This is a genomic window from Arthrobacter sp. AFG20 (assembly GCF_002892795.1).
GTDB lineage: Bacteria > Actinomycetota > Actinomycetes > Actinomycetales > Micrococcaceae > Arthrobacter.
In genome coordinates, this window is sequence record NZ_PJMC01000003.1 from 12722 (window position 1) to 30005 (window position 17284).

Here is a 17284-nt window from a genome sequence, read left to right on the forward strand (position 1 = left end):
GTTGTCAGTGCTGCTGCAGGGGCTTCTTGGAAGTCTCCACGGCGAACAGGACTGCGATGAGGGAAACCAGTGAGGCGGCCACGAGGTACCAGCCGGGGGCCAGCTTGTTGTGCGTGAGGCCGATGAGGAGGGTGGCCATGAACGGGGCGGTGCCGCCGAACAGGGCGTTGGAGAGGTTGAAGCTGACGGCGAAGCCGCTGTACCGGGTCTTCGTGGGGAAGAGTTCGGCAAGGAAGCTGGGCAGGGTGCCGTCGTTGAGGGTGAGCATGCCGCCCAGGAGGATCTGGACCAGGACGATGACAAGGAAGTTGCCCGTGTCCAGGAGCATGAACGCCGGGACCGTCAGCAGCATGAACAGCACGGACGCGGTGATCAGCATCCGCTTGCGGCCGAACCTGTCCGAGGCGATGCCGGTGAGGAAGATGAAGCCGATGTAGCTGGCCAGCGCGATGGTGGTGGCCAGGAAGGACTCGCCCGCTCCGAGGCCAAGTTCCTCGGAGAGGTAGGTGGGCATGTAACTGAGGATGACGTAGAAGCCGACGGCGTTCAGCAGCACCGCGCCGGTGGCGATGATGAGCTGCTTCCTGTTGGTCCGGAACATCTCCCTGGCGGGATTTTTGGTTTTGTTTTCGTCCTCGGCCAGGGCGCGGAAGGCGGGCGTGTCCTCGAGCTTGGTGCGGATGTAGCGGCCGATCAGGCCCATGGGCGCCGCCAGCAGGAACGGCAGGCGCCATCCCCAGTCGTGCAGCTGGCTTTCGCTGAGGACTGACGTGAGCAGCGCAGCCAGGAGGCTGCCCAGCAACAGTCCCGCCGCGGTGCTTGCGGGTACGACGGCGGCATAGAGTCCGCGGCGATGTGCCGGTGCGTACTCCACCAGGAAGGCGGAGGCGCCGGCGTACTCGCCCGAGGCGGAAAACCCCTGGACGACGCGGACCAGCAGGAGCAGGACCGGCGCCATAATGCCGATGGTGCCGTAGCCGGGGATCAGGGCGATGCAGAACGTGGCCACGGACATGATGACGATCGAAAGCGACAGTGCCTTCCGCCGTCCGAGTCGGTCGCCGATGTGGCCCCAGAAGAAGCCGCCCAGGGGACGGACGAAGAAGGAGATGGCGAAGACGCCGAAGGTCGCCAGGAGTGCTGTCTGGCGGTCGGCCTCGGGGAAGAAGACCGTGGAGATGATGCCGGCCAGGTAGCCGTAGACGGCGTAGTCGAACCATTCGACGAAGTTGCCGATGAAGCTCGCGGTGATGACCCGCCGCCGGGTGTCCTTGTTGACCTCCTCGACTTTGAGTTCAGGGTCAGCTGCTTTGGAAGTTTGGGTTGGGGGGTGTTCCATGTGTCCACCAATGAAAGCTTGGGGTTGCTTCTGCTGCAACACTGTTGCACCAGAGTAGGCGTGACCCAGCTCACCCGTCAATGGGCATCTTGTTGTTTCTTTGGCGCATCCCCTTGTCCCCGCTGTAAAGCGGGGTGCCGCGGAGGGAATCCTTTGGTTGCTGTAGCTGCAACAACGTTGTGATCAAGCGAGAAATGCGGGCGCGCCAAGATGCAACGCGTCCTCACCTTTCGTCGGGTTTTTCCTGACGCGTCCTCACCTTTGGTCAGGTTGCCGAGCTCCTTCAGGATGCGGGCGGCCACGAGCGCCTTCTCCGGGGTGTAGTCGAGATGCCCGCGCGTAATCCAGTGAAGTCACCCTGCAGGTGCTGGCCGGCGGTTCGCCAAGGAGTCAGGGGTATGCTCCGCTGCTCGAAGGCTGCGCTGGCTAGCGGTCGTGGTTTTTGGCCCAGCGTCTTTTCAACGTTTTGCTGTTGTGTCGGGCCAGATCCAGGAACTTGGTTAGGGCGTCCGCCTCGTCTGCATACTCTCTGTCAAAGAGCGCGCCCGCCTTCTCATCGGCGTAGTAGAAACGCCATCCGGCGTCCACCTGTTTGGCCGATGGACCGTTGCCGGGATTTCCGCGCTTCGGCGCTCAGGGCCTCAGTAGTTCAGTTCAGCCGTGGGCGTTCGTTGCCTGCTCGTACAGCCAGGTAATGTGCTTGCGCAGCAGGTCAGCGGCAAGGTCGGCGTCTTTGGCTTCAACGGCATCGAAAATGGCGTGGTGATGGGCCCTTAATTCCGCGAGGACAACAGGCCACTGCCCGACGGAAACCAAGGCGTCCTTGATGTAGTCCCGGATTGAGCCACTCAAGGATTCCATGATGGTTTCAACCACTGTGTTGCCGGCCAATGCGCTGAGGGCTAAATGGAACTGCGCATCGAGGGCATGGAAGGTTTCATGATCCATGTCCGGGGCATCCATCGTCAGGAGCAGTTCCCTGGCTTTCTGCAGACCGGCCGGATCATCATGCTGCACAGCCGCCCGGGCTGCTCCTGTTTCCAGCATGATGCGGGCCTCGATAATGTCGTGCAGCGGGAGCCGCCTGCTGGCGATGTGCATGCGGAGCGTGGAGGACAACCCTGCTGACGGTTCTGAGACGATGACCGCGCCGGATTTCGGACCCGCGCCTCCGGAGCTCCGCAGGACCCCCAGGGCGTCCAGAATGCGCATTGCTTCGCGCACAGATGCCCGGGACATCCCGTAGGTTTCCGCCAGGATGCGCTCTCCGGGCAATTGGTCCCCGATCTTGAACCGCCCGGAGCGCAGGCCCGCTTCAACGTCCTGGAGCAGAGCATCGTACGTTCGCTTCGCTGTTGATTCTTCTGCTGCTCCAGTCATTCTTCTATCCTGCCCTATGCCCGGCGGCCTGCTTTCCGGTGCGCACCGCAAGGAGGGCCAGGAAAGGGATATTGGAACGCTTGACAGTTCCAATATCCCCCTGCCTCGGACGTTTCTGCCCCGTCCCGCTTAGATGGCTTTGCCGGGATTCAGGATCCCCTGCGGGTCAAAGACATTGCGGATGGACCGTTGTAGTTCGAGGGAGATGTCTCCGAGCTCTTCCTGGAGCCAGTCCCGCTTGAGAAGGCCGACGCCGTGTTCCCCGGTAAGGGTTCCACCAAGACGCTGAGCCAAGTAGAACATCTCGCCGAGGGCGGCTTTGGCGGGCCCGTCCGTTATGGATTCGCCTTCACCCACGACGATCATCGGGTGGAGGTTTCCGTCGGCAGCATGGGCAACGTTGAAGATACGCACCCCCGTTTTCCGGGAAATGTCTTCCAGCCCGGCGAAAACTGCCGAGAGCTTGTTACGTGGCACGCCAATGTCGCAGATCGAAACGCGGCCAAGGCGTTCCAGCGATGGAATCGCTTCCCTTCGAGTGGCGACGAGCGCATCCGCGTCAGCAATGTCAACAGCCTTCTCGATGTGACTGGCAAACGGTTCGATGGCTTTGAGGAGGACATCCTGTTCCAGGAATGCGCCGTATCCGTCGGTTTGGGCCAACAGGAAGGCGCCGCCTTTTGACCGGTGGTTGGTTCCGAGCGCAGCATCGACGGCCTCGAGGGTGGGACCGTCCATAAGTTCCAGTACTGACGGTTGCAGCCGGGCCGCGATAATGGCGGAAGCAGCCAGGGCGGCGGCGTCGACATCGGGGAAGTACGCGGCTACGGTGGCAGTCTGGATCGGGCGGGGCCGGAGCCGCAGCGTTGCCTCCACCACCACACCGAGAGTTCCTTCAGAGCCGATCATTAGGGCATTCAGGTCATATCCGGTAACGCCCTTGATCGTCTCCCGCCCCGTTTTCAGGATCCGGCCATCGGGCAGCACAACACGGAGCGCCAGGACGGACTCCCGCGTCACGCCGTATTTGGCACACCACATTCCACCGGCGTTCGTGGCAATGTTGCCGCCGATGGAACATATGGCCGTACTGGCAGGGTCCGGCGCGTAGAAGAGGCCATGGGCGTTCGCTGCCGCGTTCACTTCGGCGTTGAGGACGCCGGGCTCAACCACCGCCAACTGCTCCACCGGATCGATATGGAGGATGCGGTTCATCCGGGACAGGTCGAGGACCACTTCTCCTGCCTTCGCTGAGGCTCCGGCCGCCAGCCCGGTCCCGGCACCGCGTGGAACAACGGGGACGTGATGCGCCACTGCAAGTTTCATTGCCTGGACGACGTCGTCCGCGCTGGTGGCATAAACGACACCGTCCGGAAGGCTGGGCGGAACGTAGCCGGAACGGTCCGTGCTCACCCGGACACGCTCGTCCAGATCGGTAGAAGAGTGTGCACTACCGTTGAGAAGAGCTGCTGACGGTGTAACAACTGCTGAAATAGTCATCGAAGTAACCTCTTTGTTTTCTTGGGGCATAAGTCGGTTGGAACCGCTCCGCATTGCCATGTTCGTTTGCGTGGGTGACGCGGAAGTCAAGGAACCATCCAGCCAAGTACCGGGGTTGATTGCAGCCAAACCAGAAGGGTCATGATGCCCAGGAGCCCAAGGCTCCAGCCCAGAAGCTTCCTGAAAAGCGTTCCTTCGGACCCTTCGAGGCCAACAGCAGCTGCAGCTACCGCCAGGTTCTGCAGCGACAGCATCTTGCCCATCACGCCGGCGGAAGAGTTTGCCGCTGCCATCAGCACCGGAGGCAGGCCCGTCTGTTCGGCTGCGGCAACCTGGAGTTGGCCGAAGAGCGAGTTGGATGAGGTGTCAGAGCCGGTCAGTGCGACTCCAATCCAGCCGATTACCGGGGAGAGCAGGGCGAAGAAGCCGCCGGCCGAGGCCAGGGCCAGACCGAGGGAAGTGGTCTGCCCGGACAGGTTCATGACGAACGACAGGGCGAGGACAGATGTCACGGTCACGATGGTCCACCGCAGCTGCTTGAGGGTTTCCCAGTAGATCCGCAGGCCCTGGGAGGCAGGCACGCGGTACAGGACCATGGTGATCGCGCCGGAGATCAAGAGCAGCGTACCGGTGGCCTTGAGATGGTCGAACTTGAACTTCTGCGCGGCAACATGCTGCCCCTCGGCGTCGATCACGTCCAGGCCCGGCCACGCAAAGCTGACGCTTCCGACGACGCTTAGCCAGCTTTTTACCGCGGGAATCTGGGCTATGGAGAAGATGGTCATGATGATCAGGTAGGGGGCGACGGCCATCCAGATCTCCCGTGGTTCGGGCCGCTGTGCGGTGTCGGCCCGCGTCATCACCCGGGTGGTGGCTGCCGCCGATACTGCCTCCGTTACGGAGGCAGAAGCCGGAACTCGTCCCGGGGCGGTGCGGGCGGGCGTGGACGCGCCGGACGGCAGCTCGTCCCCTGGCTGGTCGTCGCCGCTGACCTGGCCTGACATCTCTATGGTTTCCCTGGGTTGCCAGACACGAAGCATGAGGAGCACGGCTGCCACCGTGGCTACGGCGGCCACAACGTCCGTAAGCTCAACGGCGAAATAGTTCGCCGTAATGAACTGGAAAATTCCGAATACCGCGCCGGCCACCAGGGCCACCGGCCAGGTCTGCTTCAGGCCGCGTTTGCCGTCCACGATGAAGACGAGCAGGAGCGGCACGATCAGGGCGATGAATGGCGTCTGACGGCCGGCCATCGAGGAGAGGTCATGAAGGGGCAGGCCGGTGACGCCGTTCAGGGCAATGATGGGTGCGGCCATGGCGCCGAAGGCCACTGGGGCAGTATTTGCGAGGAGCGAGACCACGGCGGACTTTAGCGGTTTCATGCCGGCCGCCATGAGCATTGCTGCCGTGATGGCCACCGGCGCGCCAAATCCGGCCAGGGATTCAAGCAGGGCGCCGAAGCAGAACGCGATCAGGATCGACAGGATGCGCAGGTCATTGGAGATGGACCTGATCGTCCGGCCCAGGGCATCGAACCACGGGGTGGCGACGGTGAGCTTGTAGACCCACAGGGCGTTCACCAGAATCCACAGGATAGGAAAGAGTCCGTAAAAGGCGCCAGCGGCGGTGGCGCTGAGGGCCTGATCCACTGGCATCTGCCACACCGCGACAGCCAGGACGATGGACAGCAGCAGGCTGATGAGGGCGGCTTTGGCTGCTTTAACACGGAAAACACCCAACAGGACAAACAAAAGAATCAACGGCAACGCCGCACACAAGGCGGATAGGCCCAGTGAACCCCAGAGGGGATCAACGACTTGCTGGTAAGTGCTCACAAAAAACTCCTTTGTATTTGGAGCGGGGAGGGAAAGTATGTGGCGCCTAGAGCTGAAAGCGTCATCTCCACCGGGAGGTCCTCAGGCAACTTTGGCGACAATAGAGAGACTCAAACCGATGGGGCGTATTCCGTCATGCGGAAAACATGTTCTGCTTTACGGACCGACCTTACGTATCGGTCTGACCATTAGTCAATGGTCTTCCGCAACTAATTTTTCACCGTTGACAGGCATTGCGGTGCTGGCTAAGTTCTACTTATTGAAAAGTTCTTTCCGCTTTGCGGAATTTTAGGAGTAGGCGAAAAGCATGTCGAATCGAATAGAAATGAACGGCCTCAGCATCGCCGAAGAGCTCTATGCCTTCGTCCGGGACGAGGCGTTGCCAGGCACCGGTCTCGAGGAAGCGGCATTTTGGAGCAGCGCCGGGGCGCTAATCAGGGAGTTCTCGCCGCAAGTCCGCGAGCTGCTGGGCACTCGTGACCGGCTGCAACAGCAGCTCGACGACTTCCACAGCTCGAACGGCCCGGCGCATCCTGAGGTCTACGAGGAGTTCCTGCGTTCGATCGGATACTTGGCCGATGAGCCTGCGGATTTCACCATCACGACCGATCGGGTTGACCCCGAAATCGCCACGGTTTCCGGACCCCAACTGGTGGTGCCGCTGCTGAATGCACGCTTTGCCGTCAACGCGGCCAACGCCCGCTGGGGCTCGCTGTACGATGCCTTGTACGGCGCCGACGTCATCGACGAAGCAGAGGGACGTGAACGAACGGGCGGCTACAACCCTGTCCGGGGTGCCGCCGTCGTCGCCCGCGGGCGACAGTTCCTGGACGAGCACGCGCCCTTGGCGGCCGGCTCGCACGCGAATGTTACCGCCTACCGTGTCGCAGGCGGCGTCCTCGTCGCCGAGACCCCGAACGGCACGACAGAGCTGGCCAAGCCCGACCAGCTCCGCGGCTATCGCGGAACCGCGGAGGAGCCGGAGGCCGTGCTGCTCGTCCATCACGGCCTGCACGTGGAGATCCAGATCGACTTCACCCATCCCGTCGCCAAGGGCGATCCGGCTGGCGTCAAGGACATCGTGCTGGAGTCCGCGGTCACGACAATCATGGACCTTGAGGACTCGGTGGCGGCCGTCGACGCCGAGGATAAGGTGGTCGGCTACCGCAACTGGCTTCAGCTGATGCAGGGCACGCTGACCGCCGAGGTCGCCAAGGGCTCGGGCACTTATACCCGTCGGTTGAACCCCGACCGCGTCTACACCGCACCCGACGGCTCCGAACTGTCTCTGCCTGGCCGCTCGCTGCTTCTCATCCGCCAAGTCGGCCACCTTATGACGAGCGACGCCGTTCTTGATGCGGCCGGTGATCCGGTGCCGGAAGAAATCCTCGACGCCCTGTTCACAGGCCTCGGCTCGGTGCACGACTTGCGCGGGCCGAACGCCGGCCACAACTCTCGGAGCGGCTCGGTATACATCGTGAAGCCAAAGATGCACGGCCCGCGCGAAGTGGCTGTGGCCTGCGCCCTACTCGCGGGCACGGAGTCCGTGCTGCGCCTTGACCCGCTCACCCTCAAGATCGGAATCATGGACGAGGAGCGCCGCACCTCGGCCAACCTCAAAGCGTGCATCTGGGAGGCACGCGATCGCGTCGTATTCATCAACACCGGATTCTTGGACCGCACAGGCGACGAGCTCCACACCTCCATGTTGGCGGCGCCCATGGTGCGCAAGGCCGACATGCGCTCCTCCGCTTGGATTGCCGCCTACGAGGACGCCAACGTCGACATTGGACTGGAGTGCGGATTCCGCGGCCGGGCCCAGATCGGCAAGGGCATGTGGGCGGCGCCGGACAACCTGGCGGACATGCTCGCCCAAAAGATCGCCCACCCGCTTGCCGGGGCCAACTGCGCTTGGGTTCCCTCGCCGACCGCCGCGACTCTCCACGCCATCCACTACCACCAGGTCGACGTGGATGCCCGGCAGGCCGAGCTCGGCGGGGCACGCCGGTCCACGTTGCGGCAACTGCTCACCATCCCGGTCGGGGATCCCTCCGATTGGGACGCCGATGCTCGACGCAACGAGCTGGACAACAATATCCAGAGCACCTTGGGCTACGTCGTGCGCTGGGTGAACGCCGGCGTCGGATGCTCCAAGGTTCCCGACATTCACGGCGTGGCACTCATGGAGGATCGGGCCACCTGCCGTATCAGCTCGCAGCATGTCTCCAATTGGCTCCGGCACGGCGTTGTTACCACGGAGCAGGTGGAAGAATCGCTGCGCAGAATGGCCGCGGTCGTCGACGCGCAGAACGCCTCAGATCCGGACTATCTGCCGATGTCCCCGGCGTTCGACACCGAAGCGTTCCTGGCCGCCCGCGAGCTTGTACTTGACGGCATCGCGCAGCCGTCCGGATACACCGAACCCGTTCTGCACCGGCGGCGGGCCACGCAGAAACACATCGACGACCTTGTCAGGAGCACCCCATGAGCATTGACCTAGCGACTGCCCAATCCATCATCGCCAACGCGTTCGAGTCGGGTCAGCAGCATGGATTCAAACCGCTGACCGTCGTCGTGCTCGACGCCGGAGGCCACGTTATCGCCGTCGCTCGCCAGGACGGCGCTTCGAATAACCGCTTTGAAATTGCCCAAGGCAAGGCCTATGGGGCCGTTGCCCTCGGGATGGGCTCGCGGGCCCTCATGGAGCGCGCGGAGCAGCAGGCCTACTTCATCACCGCTGCGACCGCCGCTCTCGGCGGCCGCCTGATCCCGGTGCCCGGTGGCGTTCTCGTGCGCGATGACGACGGCACGCTCAAGGGTGCCGTCGGCATCAGCGGGGACAGCTCTGACAATGACGAGACCGCGGCGGCGACGGCGATCAAGGCGTCCGGTTTGACGGCGCAGGTGGCCTGACCGACGGTGACCGGACCCGCCGGGCTCACGCTCACGCGCGTGGGCCCGGCGGGTCCCGGCATGACTGGTTCAGTCGTTGCGCACGCTGTAGGTGCTGACGACGTTGCCCTTGCTGGTCCTGTACTGGTCCTGCAGTTCCAGCCTTGTGAGCGGGTCGCCGTCCTCGAACAGCCGCCGCCCACTGCCGGCCACTACGGGATGCGTCATGAGCGTCAACTCATCGAGCAGGCCGGCGAACAGCAGTTGCCGCGTGACTGAAATGCTGCCGCATACGGCGATCTCGCCGCCGTCGCGCTTTTTTAGATCCACTACGAAATCCTCCAGCGGTGCGTCGACCAGGCGCGAGTTTTCCCACTCCAGCGGCTCCGACAGGGTGCGCGATACGACGAACTTCTCCACCGGGTTGATGAAGGCGGCGAAGTCCTCGTCTCGGGAAGCGTTCGGCCAGTAGCCCGCCCATTCCTGATAGCTGACCCGCCCGAGGACGACTGTGTCCACGGTGTTGATCATCTTGGTCAGTCCCTTGCCCAAATCCTCATCGAAGCTGTCGAACTGGAACTTGAACGGGTCCTGCACCACGCCGTCTACGGAGTGGAACAGTCCGGCGGTCACTTTGCGCATCCATGCCTCCAAATAAGGTCGTCGTCAGGCATTACGGTATTCGTCGACGGCCGCCGGGGGAAGGTTTTTCGCTGAAACCGGCGGCGGCTGCCGAGCGGCCGTTGCCAGTATCCTATGCTGGGGCCAGGAATCGGCGTCGAAATCTTTAGGGGGCAACGATGTTGCACCGGGCTGCCTTCGGCCTCACCACGGCCATGGCGCTATTGCTTGCGGGATGTTCGGTGCCGCAGGCGGACCCGGCAGCGGCGTCGGCTGTGCCTTCGGTCCGGCAGGAGATGCCGACGGCGGTGGTGCAAAGTGCGGGAGGCAAGAAGGCCGTGGTGCACGCCGGAGTCTCGTCGGCTCCCGAGCAAGGCGGCCAGCTCATCGGCAGCCTTGCGGCGGACGGGGCCGGATGCATCGTGGTGCGCACTCGCGACGGAGAAACAACAACGCTGGTCTTCCCGGAAGGCACTACTTTCAAGGGCGAATCACTTGCTCTGCCGGATGGTTCATCCCTGTCCGATGGGGACGACGTGGCCCTGGACGGTGCGCGTGTTCCGGCTGATGAGAAATTGAGCCTGTGCCCGAATTACTTCAGGCTCTTCTCAGTCGTGAGAGCCACCGTCAACCCATAGCGGCAGGATGTGAGGAAGCGTCGGGTGGGAAGCGGCAGGATGTGAGGAAGCGACAGGTCGGGCTAGCTGCGGGCGACCAGCACGTTGTCGTGTACCTTTTTCCAGCCCTCTGACTGCAGATGGTTCGTGTCGTAGCCGTCTGTGACGAGCATCGTGGACCCGGCGCCGCGGACATCGACCTTGACGATCTCGCCGTCGGTCACCGGGCTCGAGCAGCTCGATCCCCACATCGGGGGAGTGGCGGTCGGAACAACTATCAGGCATGCCGCATGGGATTCTTGCTTAGTTACGGCGAAGTACTTGACCCCGTCATCCACCGCGAGCAGGCGGATATTCTCCGGATTCTCGACATCGCTGACCTGGACTCCGTCCGGGAGCCGGTCATCCGCCGTCGCCGGGCGGTCGAGTGCCTTGAGTTCTGATGGGGCCGAGCAGCCGGTGAGCAGCAACCCGCCCAATACGGCTGCCATTAGCGGAACTGAGTAACGATTCATAGCGCTGCCCCCTCAGGCGTGGCGTTGCCCTGACGCTACACGTCGGTTCTGGTTTAGGGAACTTTTCGGACTATCGTTTCGAATTCCAGAATGGCGTTCTCTGCCAGCGAGGATGCCAGGTTCTCGTCGCCGTCAGCGATGGCCCTTCCGTGTCCTCAACGCTTCCTCACTTTTCGTCGCCTCACCCCAAACGCTTCCTCACCTCTAGTCGCTTCACCCCAAACGCTTCCTCACCTCTGTTTCCTGGACGTTGAATATCCAGGCGAGCACCGCCGTCGGACTTCCGGATGGGGTATCTTGCGGGTATCCGACCGCCAGCTAAGGGGAGTCATCGTGGAATACATGCTTTTCATCTGTACCGATCCCGCAGCGCCGAAGTATGTGGCCGCAGAGGACAACATTGAGGAATGGGGTGCCGAGATGGAAACCCGCGGTGTGGCCCTGCACGGGGACAGGCTGCGTCCTGTGGAGGATGCGACCACTGTGACGGTTCGCGGGGGAGAAGTGGTGGTTTCGGCCGGGCCGTTTGCGGAGACGCAGGGGTGGATCGCGGGCTATGACATCATCAAATGCACCGATCTCGACGAGGCGATCGAGGTGGCGTCCAAGCACCCCATGGCGAAATTCGGCAAGATCGAGATCAGGCCGGTGTGGCCGCTAGGCGAGTAGCTCTCAGCCCCGCTCCGCCCTTAACGTGAGTGGCCGCCGTCGTCCGCTCCGCCCTTAAGGTGAGTGGCCGCCGTCGTCCGCTCCGCCCTTAAGGTGAGTGGCCGCCGTCGTCCGCTCCGCCTTAACTTTCCAGTTCGGACAGAACGTCTGCCGCGTCCCTGCTGCCGCCGGCGGCGAGGCGCCGAAGTTCTTCGACGTCGCCCTTTTCGGTGGCGAGCTCGACGAGCTGGTCCGCGGCGTCCTGGCTGCCGTTGGCGGCGAGCTGCCGGAGTAAATCGAAGTCCTCCCGTTCCGCGGCGAGTTCGATAAGTTCGCCGATTGCATCGGGATCACCGTTGGCGGCCCGGTCGTGGAGTGCGGAGAAATCAGATCCTGACATTGTGGGACCTCCCTTTTGGCGACAACGGTACCGGTGTCCGGCTCCTCTCCACCAGGCCTTGCAACTCGTCTACTTAGCGTTACTATGTACTGGTAGCTAGTACTACTAAGTAGCTGGAGGAGGTGTCCGGTGGGCAGGCAAATGACGGAGATGCTCAAAGGGACGCTGGAGGGCATCGTTCTTGCCCTCCTCACCGGGAAACCGGCGTACGGATACGAGATCACAACGCTGCTCAGGGACAGGGGCTTCGCCGATATCGCCGAGGGAACCGTGTATGCGCTGCTGGTGAGGACCGAGCAAAAGGGTCTTGTCGACGTCGAGAAGCGTCCGTCAGAGAAAGGCCCGCCGCGCAAGGTGTACACGCTCAACACCCAGGGCGACGAGTACCTGAAGGAGTTCTGGACAACATGGAGCTTTCTGGCCGAGCGGCTCGAACAGCTCCGCGATGAAGGGAATTAGGCATGGCCATGGGATGGATAGAGCAGGTCACCGGCTCGCTCGAACAGAAAAAGCAGTACAAGCAGTACAAGGCACGCACCAAGCAGCTTCCCGCGAACTATCGCACAGCGATCGATGCCTTGGAGCGGTACCTGACGTACTTCGGGGCGATCACAAAAGGGGAGACCCTGGTGAAGATGCTCGAGGATCTGGCGGATCTCTTCGAGCAGAGCGCGGCTGGCGGAACCCCGGTCCGGGAGATCGTCGGGGAGGACCCTGTGGAGTTCGCGGAGACGTTTCTCCAGAACTACTCGGAGGGACAGTGGATCAGCAAGGAGCGGAGACGGCTCAGCGAGGCAATCGCGAGCGTTGCGAAGGAGGAAGTCCCATGAGCGTCAGCGCTTCAGCCGTTCCTGCCATTCGCGTGCGGGGCATGGAGAAGTCGTACAAGTCTTTGCAGGTACTGCGCGGCGTGGACTTCGACGTGGCGGCGGGCAGCATCTTCGCCCTTCTCGGCTCGAACGGGGCAGGTAAGACCACGATGGTGCGGATCCTGTCCACACTGTTAAAGCCCGACGGCGGCACGGCCACCGTGAATGGGTTCGGCGTTGCGTCGGAACCAGTCCGAGTTCGGGAATCCATCAGTCTGACCGGACAGTTCGCCGCGGTGGACGAGATCCTCTCGGGCCGGGAGAACCTGATGCTGGTAGCCAGGCTGCGGCAGCTGAAGGACCCCGGCAAGGTGGCGGATGATCTGCTGGCGCGCTTCGACCTCGCCGGCGCGGGATCGCGGAAGGTGTCCACGTATTCCGGAGGCATGCGCCGCCGCCTCGACATCGCCATGAGCCTGATCGGGGAGCCGAAGGTGATCTTCCTTGATGAGCCGACGACGGGGCTCGACCCCGAAGCGCGCATCGAAGTGTGGCAGGTTGTCAAGGAGCTGGCCAAGCAGGGGACCACCGTTCTGCTCACCACGCAGTACCTCGACGAGGCCGAGCAACTCGCGGACTGGATCGCCATTCTTCATGGGGGGCGGATCATTGCCAACGGCACGCTCGCCGAGCTGAAGCGGCTGCTGCCGCCGGGCGAGGTCCAGTACGTCGAAAAGCAGCCGACCCTGGAGGACATCTTCCTCGCACTGGTGGGGAAGGACGACAAAGTCGGGTCGAGTGCCACACCAGTCGTCGCATCAAGCGTCGCATCACGTGAGGACCGGCCATGAGCAAGCATTTCTTCGGCGACACGGCCGTCCTGCTGGGCCGCTCCCTGCGCCATATCAGCCGCAGCCCGGACACGATCATTACGACGGCGATCACGCCGGTCGCCCTCATGCTGCTGTTTGTCTACGTGTTCGGCGGCGCTATCAAGACAGGCGCCGACAACTACATCAATTACCTGCTTCCCGGGATCATGCTGATCGCGATCGCGTCCGGCATCGCGTACACCGCCGTCCGGTTGTTCACCGACATGAAGAGCGGCATTTTCGAGCGCTTCCAGTCCATGCCGATCGCACGGTCGTCGGTGCTGTGGGCCCATGTCCTGACATCCCTGGCAGCCAACGGGCTCTCGCTCGTGATCATCGTGCTGGTTGCTTTGGTCATGGGTTTCCGGACGTCGGCAGGCCCGCTGGAGTGGCTCGCCGTCGTCGGAATCCTCACGCTGTTCACGCTGGCACTCACTTGGATCGCAGTCATCGCCGGCTTGTCAGCGAAGTCCGTGGACGGCGCCGGCGGTTTCTCCTACCCGCTGATCTTCCTGCCGTTCATCAGTTCGGCCTTCGTCCCCACGGCCACCATGCCGGGACCCGTGCGGGCGTTCGCCGAGAACCAGCCGGTCACGTCGATCGTCAACACCATCCAGGACCTGTTTGCGCAACGGCCGGTCGGCGTCGACATTTGGATTGCCCTGGCCTGGTGCCTCGGGATCCTCGTTCTCGCGTACGTCTTGGCCATGGCGGCTTACCGGCGCAAGATCACGTAGGGCTGCGTGGGCCTTGGTCGCTTCAACCGAAACACTTCTGCGGACTGCAGGAGCGTTTGGGTTTAGGCGACTGGACGTGAGGACGCGTGGGGCTTTGGGCGACTGGACGTGAGGACGCGTCTGATGTCCCGCACGCTTCCTCACTTTTCGTCGCTTCATGCCCAACGCTCCCTCACTCTTGCCGGTTTCCCGGGAACGCTCCCTCACAAGTTGCCGGTATATCCCGAACGTCGTCTTAACTAGGCCGCCGAACAGCGGTGAGCACTGGATCTAGGCCGGTACACCTTGAGTGAGCCGCGGTGCCGGTCTCAGGTAGTCGACAAGAAATCCGATGAGGTTGCCGCCGAAGACCAATGCCAATGCCGGCATGAGCGATATGGGTCCCACGTACGTCCGGATGTCAACGCCGACGAACATCAGGAGGACTGTTACCAGCACGTACGCGAGAGCCAGCAGCGTAGCGACGGCGCCGACGACCTTCCCCCGTGACCAGCGGCTCCTCTTCGGAAACTGCTTGGCATACTCAGCGGCAGTGCCAAATTCATTTCTCGCTGGCACTCCTGTAGCCGCTTCATGCGACCGAACATCTTCCAATGATTCAGCGATTTCACGTTCCGAGAATCCGCGTATCCGGAGATTAAAGGCGAGGTCACGCTCGTATTTCATGGGGTTTCCTGTCTGTCTGCCCGAAAATTCTTCAGCACTTCATCCATCTGAGACCACGCATTCGCCGCTCTTGCCAACTCACGGCGGCCGTGTTCTGTGATGGTGAACTGTTTGCGTCCGGGCCCTGCTGTGTCGTGCTGCCACTCATGGCCGACGAGGCCTTGGTCTTCCAGGCGTTTCAACAGCGGATACAAGGTTCCGCCTTTGATCTTGGGGAACCCGCGGGAGCTCAACACTTCGAGCATGGCGTAACCGTGCATCTCTCCGTTCGTCAGCACCGCGAGTACCGCATGCGGCAGAGCTGCCCTGGTCAGCTCCTGTTGCCAGTCGATTTCATGCACATTTAGATAGTCGCACTACTTAGGTTGCATGGCAAGCTTCACCGTACAACGCGCGCGAACCAGCAGCCGAATCAGCAGGTGATCGGTGTGAGGCGACGGGATGTGAGGAGGCGTCGGGTGGGAGGCGACAGGATGTGAGGAGGCGTCGGGTGTGAGGCGACGGGACGTGAGGAGGCGTCGGGTGGGAGGCGACGGGATGTGAGGAGGCGTCGGGTGGGAGGCGACGGGATGTGAGGAAGGGTCCGGTAGGAGGCGACGGGACGTGAGGAGGCGTCGGGTGGGAGGCGACGGGATGTGGGGAAGCGTCGGGTGGGAGGCGACGGGATGTGAGGAGGGGTTGGGGTTTGGGCGACGGGATGTGAGGAGGCGTTTGGTGGCTGCTAGGGGAGTGGGGCCAGGCGGGTTGCCAGGTGCAGGCCGACGAGGCGGCCCGTGCCCCGGGGATCACCGCCGCAGAGGTCGAAGATGCGCTGCAGCCGGTGGTACATCGACTGCCGTTCCAGGTGCAGCTCGCGTGCCGCCTGCGCAGTGTTGCAACCGGAGTCGAGCCACACCGTCAGAGTATGGAGCAGCTGCGAGTTCCGCTGCTCGTCGTGCTCAAGGATGGGCCCCAGCGTCCGGCGGACGAAATCGCGGCAGGCGCCGGCATCGATGCTCTCGGCAGCCAGGCGTTCCGCGCTAAACGCGTCGGCATCCCGCACCTGCCGGGAGCCACCGCCGGGCCGGCCAGTCCGCGGGGCCAAGTCCAGCGTCCGCCGGCCCTCCGACATGGACCAGGCCGCCTCGCCAATGCCCTGCCCCAGAGGTCCGACGGCGATCGCGGAACCTTCCGGGACTTCCAAATTGCCCAGAGCCTCGATCAGCAACGACCGCGCGGCCCGGGTTCCCTCGCGCGGGAGGCCGGCCAGAGCGATGAGCTCCAGCTTGTCGGCATAGCTGGCAGCATGCGGAACCGCCCCGGCCAGGACCGCGTCCAGCGCCGGGCGCAGCCGGCCCGATGCGGCGGAACGGATCATGACGGCGGCTACCGGACCGTCGACGGCGAACCCCGCCGCCGCGCCGAGCTGCTCCAGCCGCCACGGCTGGGCGCCGGAATGGGCTGCGCGCATCAGCTCCGCCCCCGCCAGCTCCTTCAGGCCGGGCGGCATCCGCTGCAGCAGGGCAAGGCCAAGAATGTCGACGGACCGTTCACCCGCCACCCGGACAAACGTCGGGTCGATCCCTTCGGGCAGCTCCAGCTCCAGCCGGGCGGCCAGAACACCGCGGACCGGAACCTCGACCGCCGTCGTACTCACTGTCCCCGAACCGCCGGTTCCCAAGGCACCGGTCCCCGAACCGCCGGTTGGCGGACCGGCGGCGGAACCGCCGCCGTCGGCCGTTCCAGCACCGGTTCCCGGACCGCCGCCCGAACCCCCGCCGTCGGCCGCTCCGGCACTCCCCAGCGTCAGTCCCGCCGGCGACACCAAACGGACGCTGGTCCCGGTCTGTTCGGCGAGCACGCCGAGCACCTCATCCAGCCCGCCGCCGTGGGCGAGCGCGGCGGCCATGGCGTGGCTGATCTCGTCGCCGCGCTGCAGCAGTTCCACGGACTGGCTGACCAGGATGGAGTTGATTTCCTGCATGATGCCCACGAAGGGCGCCACCTTGCGGAACTCGAACAGCGGCAGGCCGTTGGACTCGGCAGCAACCAGCATCGACTCGGGAATGTCCGGCAGGGAAGGCCCGGTCTCGATGGCCAGGGCCGCCACGCCGCGGCTCGCCAGTTCGCGCACGTAGCCGACCCGCCGCCCATCGGTAGCCGTGGCCAGGGCCTGCCCGCCGCTGAGGAGAAGCTCGCCGCCGCGCAGCAGGGGAGCGATGTCCAGAACCTCGCTGGAGTGGACCCACCGCACCTGCCGGCCGGGCACGCTGTCCGGGGAGGCGCGCAGCAGCGGGTCAGCCGCCTGGACGGTCTGGTGCTTCAGGACGTCTTCGAGGAACACTGATCTTACACTCCGTCATAGGTCAGGCGATTCTGCTAGACAGATCGTACCTTGTTGCTGTGATGTGGCGCACATACGCTTAAGTCATCCCTTCTTCACGGAGGCTCTTCTTCCTCATACGGAGGCTTTT

At 63.4% G+C, this 17284-nt stretch carries 18 protein-coding genes; 8 read left to right on the forward strand and 10 right to left on the reverse strand.

The features are described from left to right. Positions 1-4: 4 nt before the first annotated feature. The 4 genes from CXZ05_RS03730 to CXZ05_RS03745 all read right to left on the reverse strand — a co-directional run bounded on the left by CXZ05_RS03730 (position 5) and on the right by CXZ05_RS03745 (position 6054). Positions 5-1339, reverse strand: coding sequence for an MFS transporter (locus tag CXZ05_RS03730; RefSeq protein ID WP_102971283.1), 1335 nt, complete (start codon positions 1337-1339; stop codon positions 5-7). Between the two features lie 654 nt (positions 1340-1993). Next, positions 1994-2719: a FadR/GntR family transcriptional regulator gene (locus CXZ05_RS03735; RefSeq protein ID WP_102971284.1), complete on the reverse strand. Its 726-nt coding sequence runs from the start codon at positions 2717-2719 to the stop codon at positions 1994-1996. 129 nt (positions 2720-2848) lie between these two features. After that, a complete protein-coding gene (locus tag CXZ05_RS03740) occupies positions 2849-4219 on the reverse strand; it encodes an FAD-binding oxidoreductase (protein WP_102971285.1) in 1371 nt (456 codons plus the stop codon). An 86-nt stretch (positions 4220-4305) separates the two neighbouring features. Then, positions 4306-6054, reverse strand: coding sequence for an L-lactate permease (locus CXZ05_RS03745; protein WP_102971286.1), 1749 nt, complete (start codon positions 6052-6054; stop codon positions 4306-4308). A 307-nt stretch (positions 6055-6361) separates the two neighbouring features. Between CXZ05_RS03745 and CXZ05_RS03750 the strand changes: the two genes are divergently transcribed. After that, entirely contained in the window at positions 6362-8542 is a 2181-nt protein-coding gene (locus CXZ05_RS03750; RefSeq protein WP_102971287.1) for a malate synthase G, read from the forward strand. Continuing rightward, a complete protein-coding gene (locus tag CXZ05_RS03755) occupies positions 8539-8967 on the forward strand; it encodes a heme-binding protein (protein ID WP_102971288.1) in 429 nt (142 codons plus the stop codon). The genes CXZ05_RS03750 and CXZ05_RS03755 overlap by 4 nt, the downstream gene beginning before the upstream one ends. A gap of 69 nt (positions 8968-9036) precedes the next feature. Here the strand turns inward: CXZ05_RS03755 and CXZ05_RS03760 are convergent, their stop codons facing one another. Next, positions 9037-9588, reverse strand: coding sequence for a dihydrofolate reductase family protein (locus tag CXZ05_RS03760; RefSeq protein ID WP_102971289.1), 552 nt, complete (start codon positions 9586-9588; stop codon positions 9037-9039). 158 nt (positions 9589-9746) lie between these two features. Here CXZ05_RS03760 and CXZ05_RS03765 point away from each other — a divergent pair, with 158 nt between their 5' ends. Next, positions 9747-10205 (forward strand): hypothetical protein, encoded by a 459-nt coding sequence (locus CXZ05_RS03765; RefSeq protein WP_102971290.1) that lies wholly within the window; start codon positions 9747-9749, stop codon positions 10203-10205. 62 nt (positions 10206-10267) lie between these two features. On the opposite strand, the gene CXZ05_RS03770 is transcribed toward CXZ05_RS03765, so the two are convergent. Further along, entirely contained in the window at positions 10268-10675 is a 408-nt protein-coding gene (locus CXZ05_RS03770) for a hypothetical protein (protein ID WP_102971291.1), read from the reverse strand. A gap of 366 nt (positions 10676-11041) precedes the next feature. On the opposite strand from CXZ05_RS03770, the gene CXZ05_RS03775 reads away from it, so the two are divergent. Beyond that, complete coding sequence (locus CXZ05_RS03775; protein WP_102971292.1) at positions 11042-11368, forward strand: YciI family protein; 327 nt, start codon at positions 11042-11044, stop codon at positions 11366-11368. 121 nt (positions 11369-11489) lie between these two features. On the opposite strand, the gene CXZ05_RS03780 is transcribed toward CXZ05_RS03775, so the two are convergent. After that, entirely contained in the window at positions 11490-11747 is a 258-nt protein-coding gene (locus CXZ05_RS03780; protein ID WP_102971293.1) for a hypothetical protein, read from the reverse strand. A 129-nt stretch (positions 11748-11876) separates the two neighbouring features. Here CXZ05_RS03780 and CXZ05_RS03785 point away from each other — a divergent pair, with 129 nt between their 5' ends. Genes CXZ05_RS03785 through CXZ05_RS03800 form a run of 4 tightly spaced genes read left to right on the forward strand, consistent with a single transcriptional unit; the run spans position 11877 to position 14165 of the window. Next, positions 11877-12206, forward strand: a complete 330-nt coding sequence (locus tag CXZ05_RS03785; protein ID WP_102971294.1) for a PadR family transcriptional regulator — start codon at positions 11877-11879, stop codon at positions 12204-12206. Between the two features lie 2 nt (positions 12207-12208). Continuing rightward, positions 12209-12577: a DUF1048 domain-containing protein gene (locus tag CXZ05_RS03790; RefSeq protein WP_102971295.1), complete on the forward strand. Its 369-nt coding sequence runs from the start codon at positions 12209-12211 to the stop codon at positions 12575-12577. Further along, on the forward strand, positions 12574-13407 hold the full coding sequence (locus CXZ05_RS03795; RefSeq protein WP_102971296.1) for an ABC transporter ATP-binding protein: 834 nt from the start codon (positions 12574-12576) through the stop codon (positions 13405-13407). The genes CXZ05_RS03790 and CXZ05_RS03795 overlap by 4 nt, the downstream gene beginning before the upstream one ends. Continuing rightward, positions 13404-14165 (forward strand): ABC transporter permease, encoded by a 762-nt coding sequence (locus CXZ05_RS03800; protein ID WP_102971297.1) that lies wholly within the window; start codon positions 13404-13406, stop codon positions 14163-14165. Before CXZ05_RS03795 ends, CXZ05_RS03800 begins: the two co-directional genes overlap by 4 nt. A gap of 270 nt (positions 14166-14435) precedes the next feature. Here CXZ05_RS03800 and CXZ05_RS03805 read toward each other — a convergent pair whose 3' ends face one another. The 3 genes from CXZ05_RS03805 to CXZ05_RS03815 all read right to left on the reverse strand — a co-directional run bounded on the left by CXZ05_RS03805 (position 14436) and on the right by CXZ05_RS03815 (position 17154). Next, positions 14436-14831, reverse strand: coding sequence for a hypothetical protein (locus tag CXZ05_RS03805; protein WP_102971298.1), 396 nt, complete (start codon positions 14829-14831; stop codon positions 14436-14438). Further along, on the reverse strand, positions 14828-15172 hold the full coding sequence (locus CXZ05_RS03810; RefSeq protein WP_219726528.1) for a PadR family transcriptional regulator: 345 nt from the start codon (positions 15170-15172) through the stop codon (positions 14828-14830). Before CXZ05_RS03810 ends, CXZ05_RS03805 begins: the two co-directional genes overlap by 4 nt. A 380-nt stretch (positions 15173-15552) precedes the next feature. Continuing rightward, complete coding sequence (locus CXZ05_RS03815) at positions 15553-17154, reverse strand: PucR family transcriptional regulator (protein WP_102971299.1); 1602 nt, start codon at positions 17152-17154, stop codon at positions 15553-15555. Positions 17155-17284: the final 130 nt, after the last annotated feature.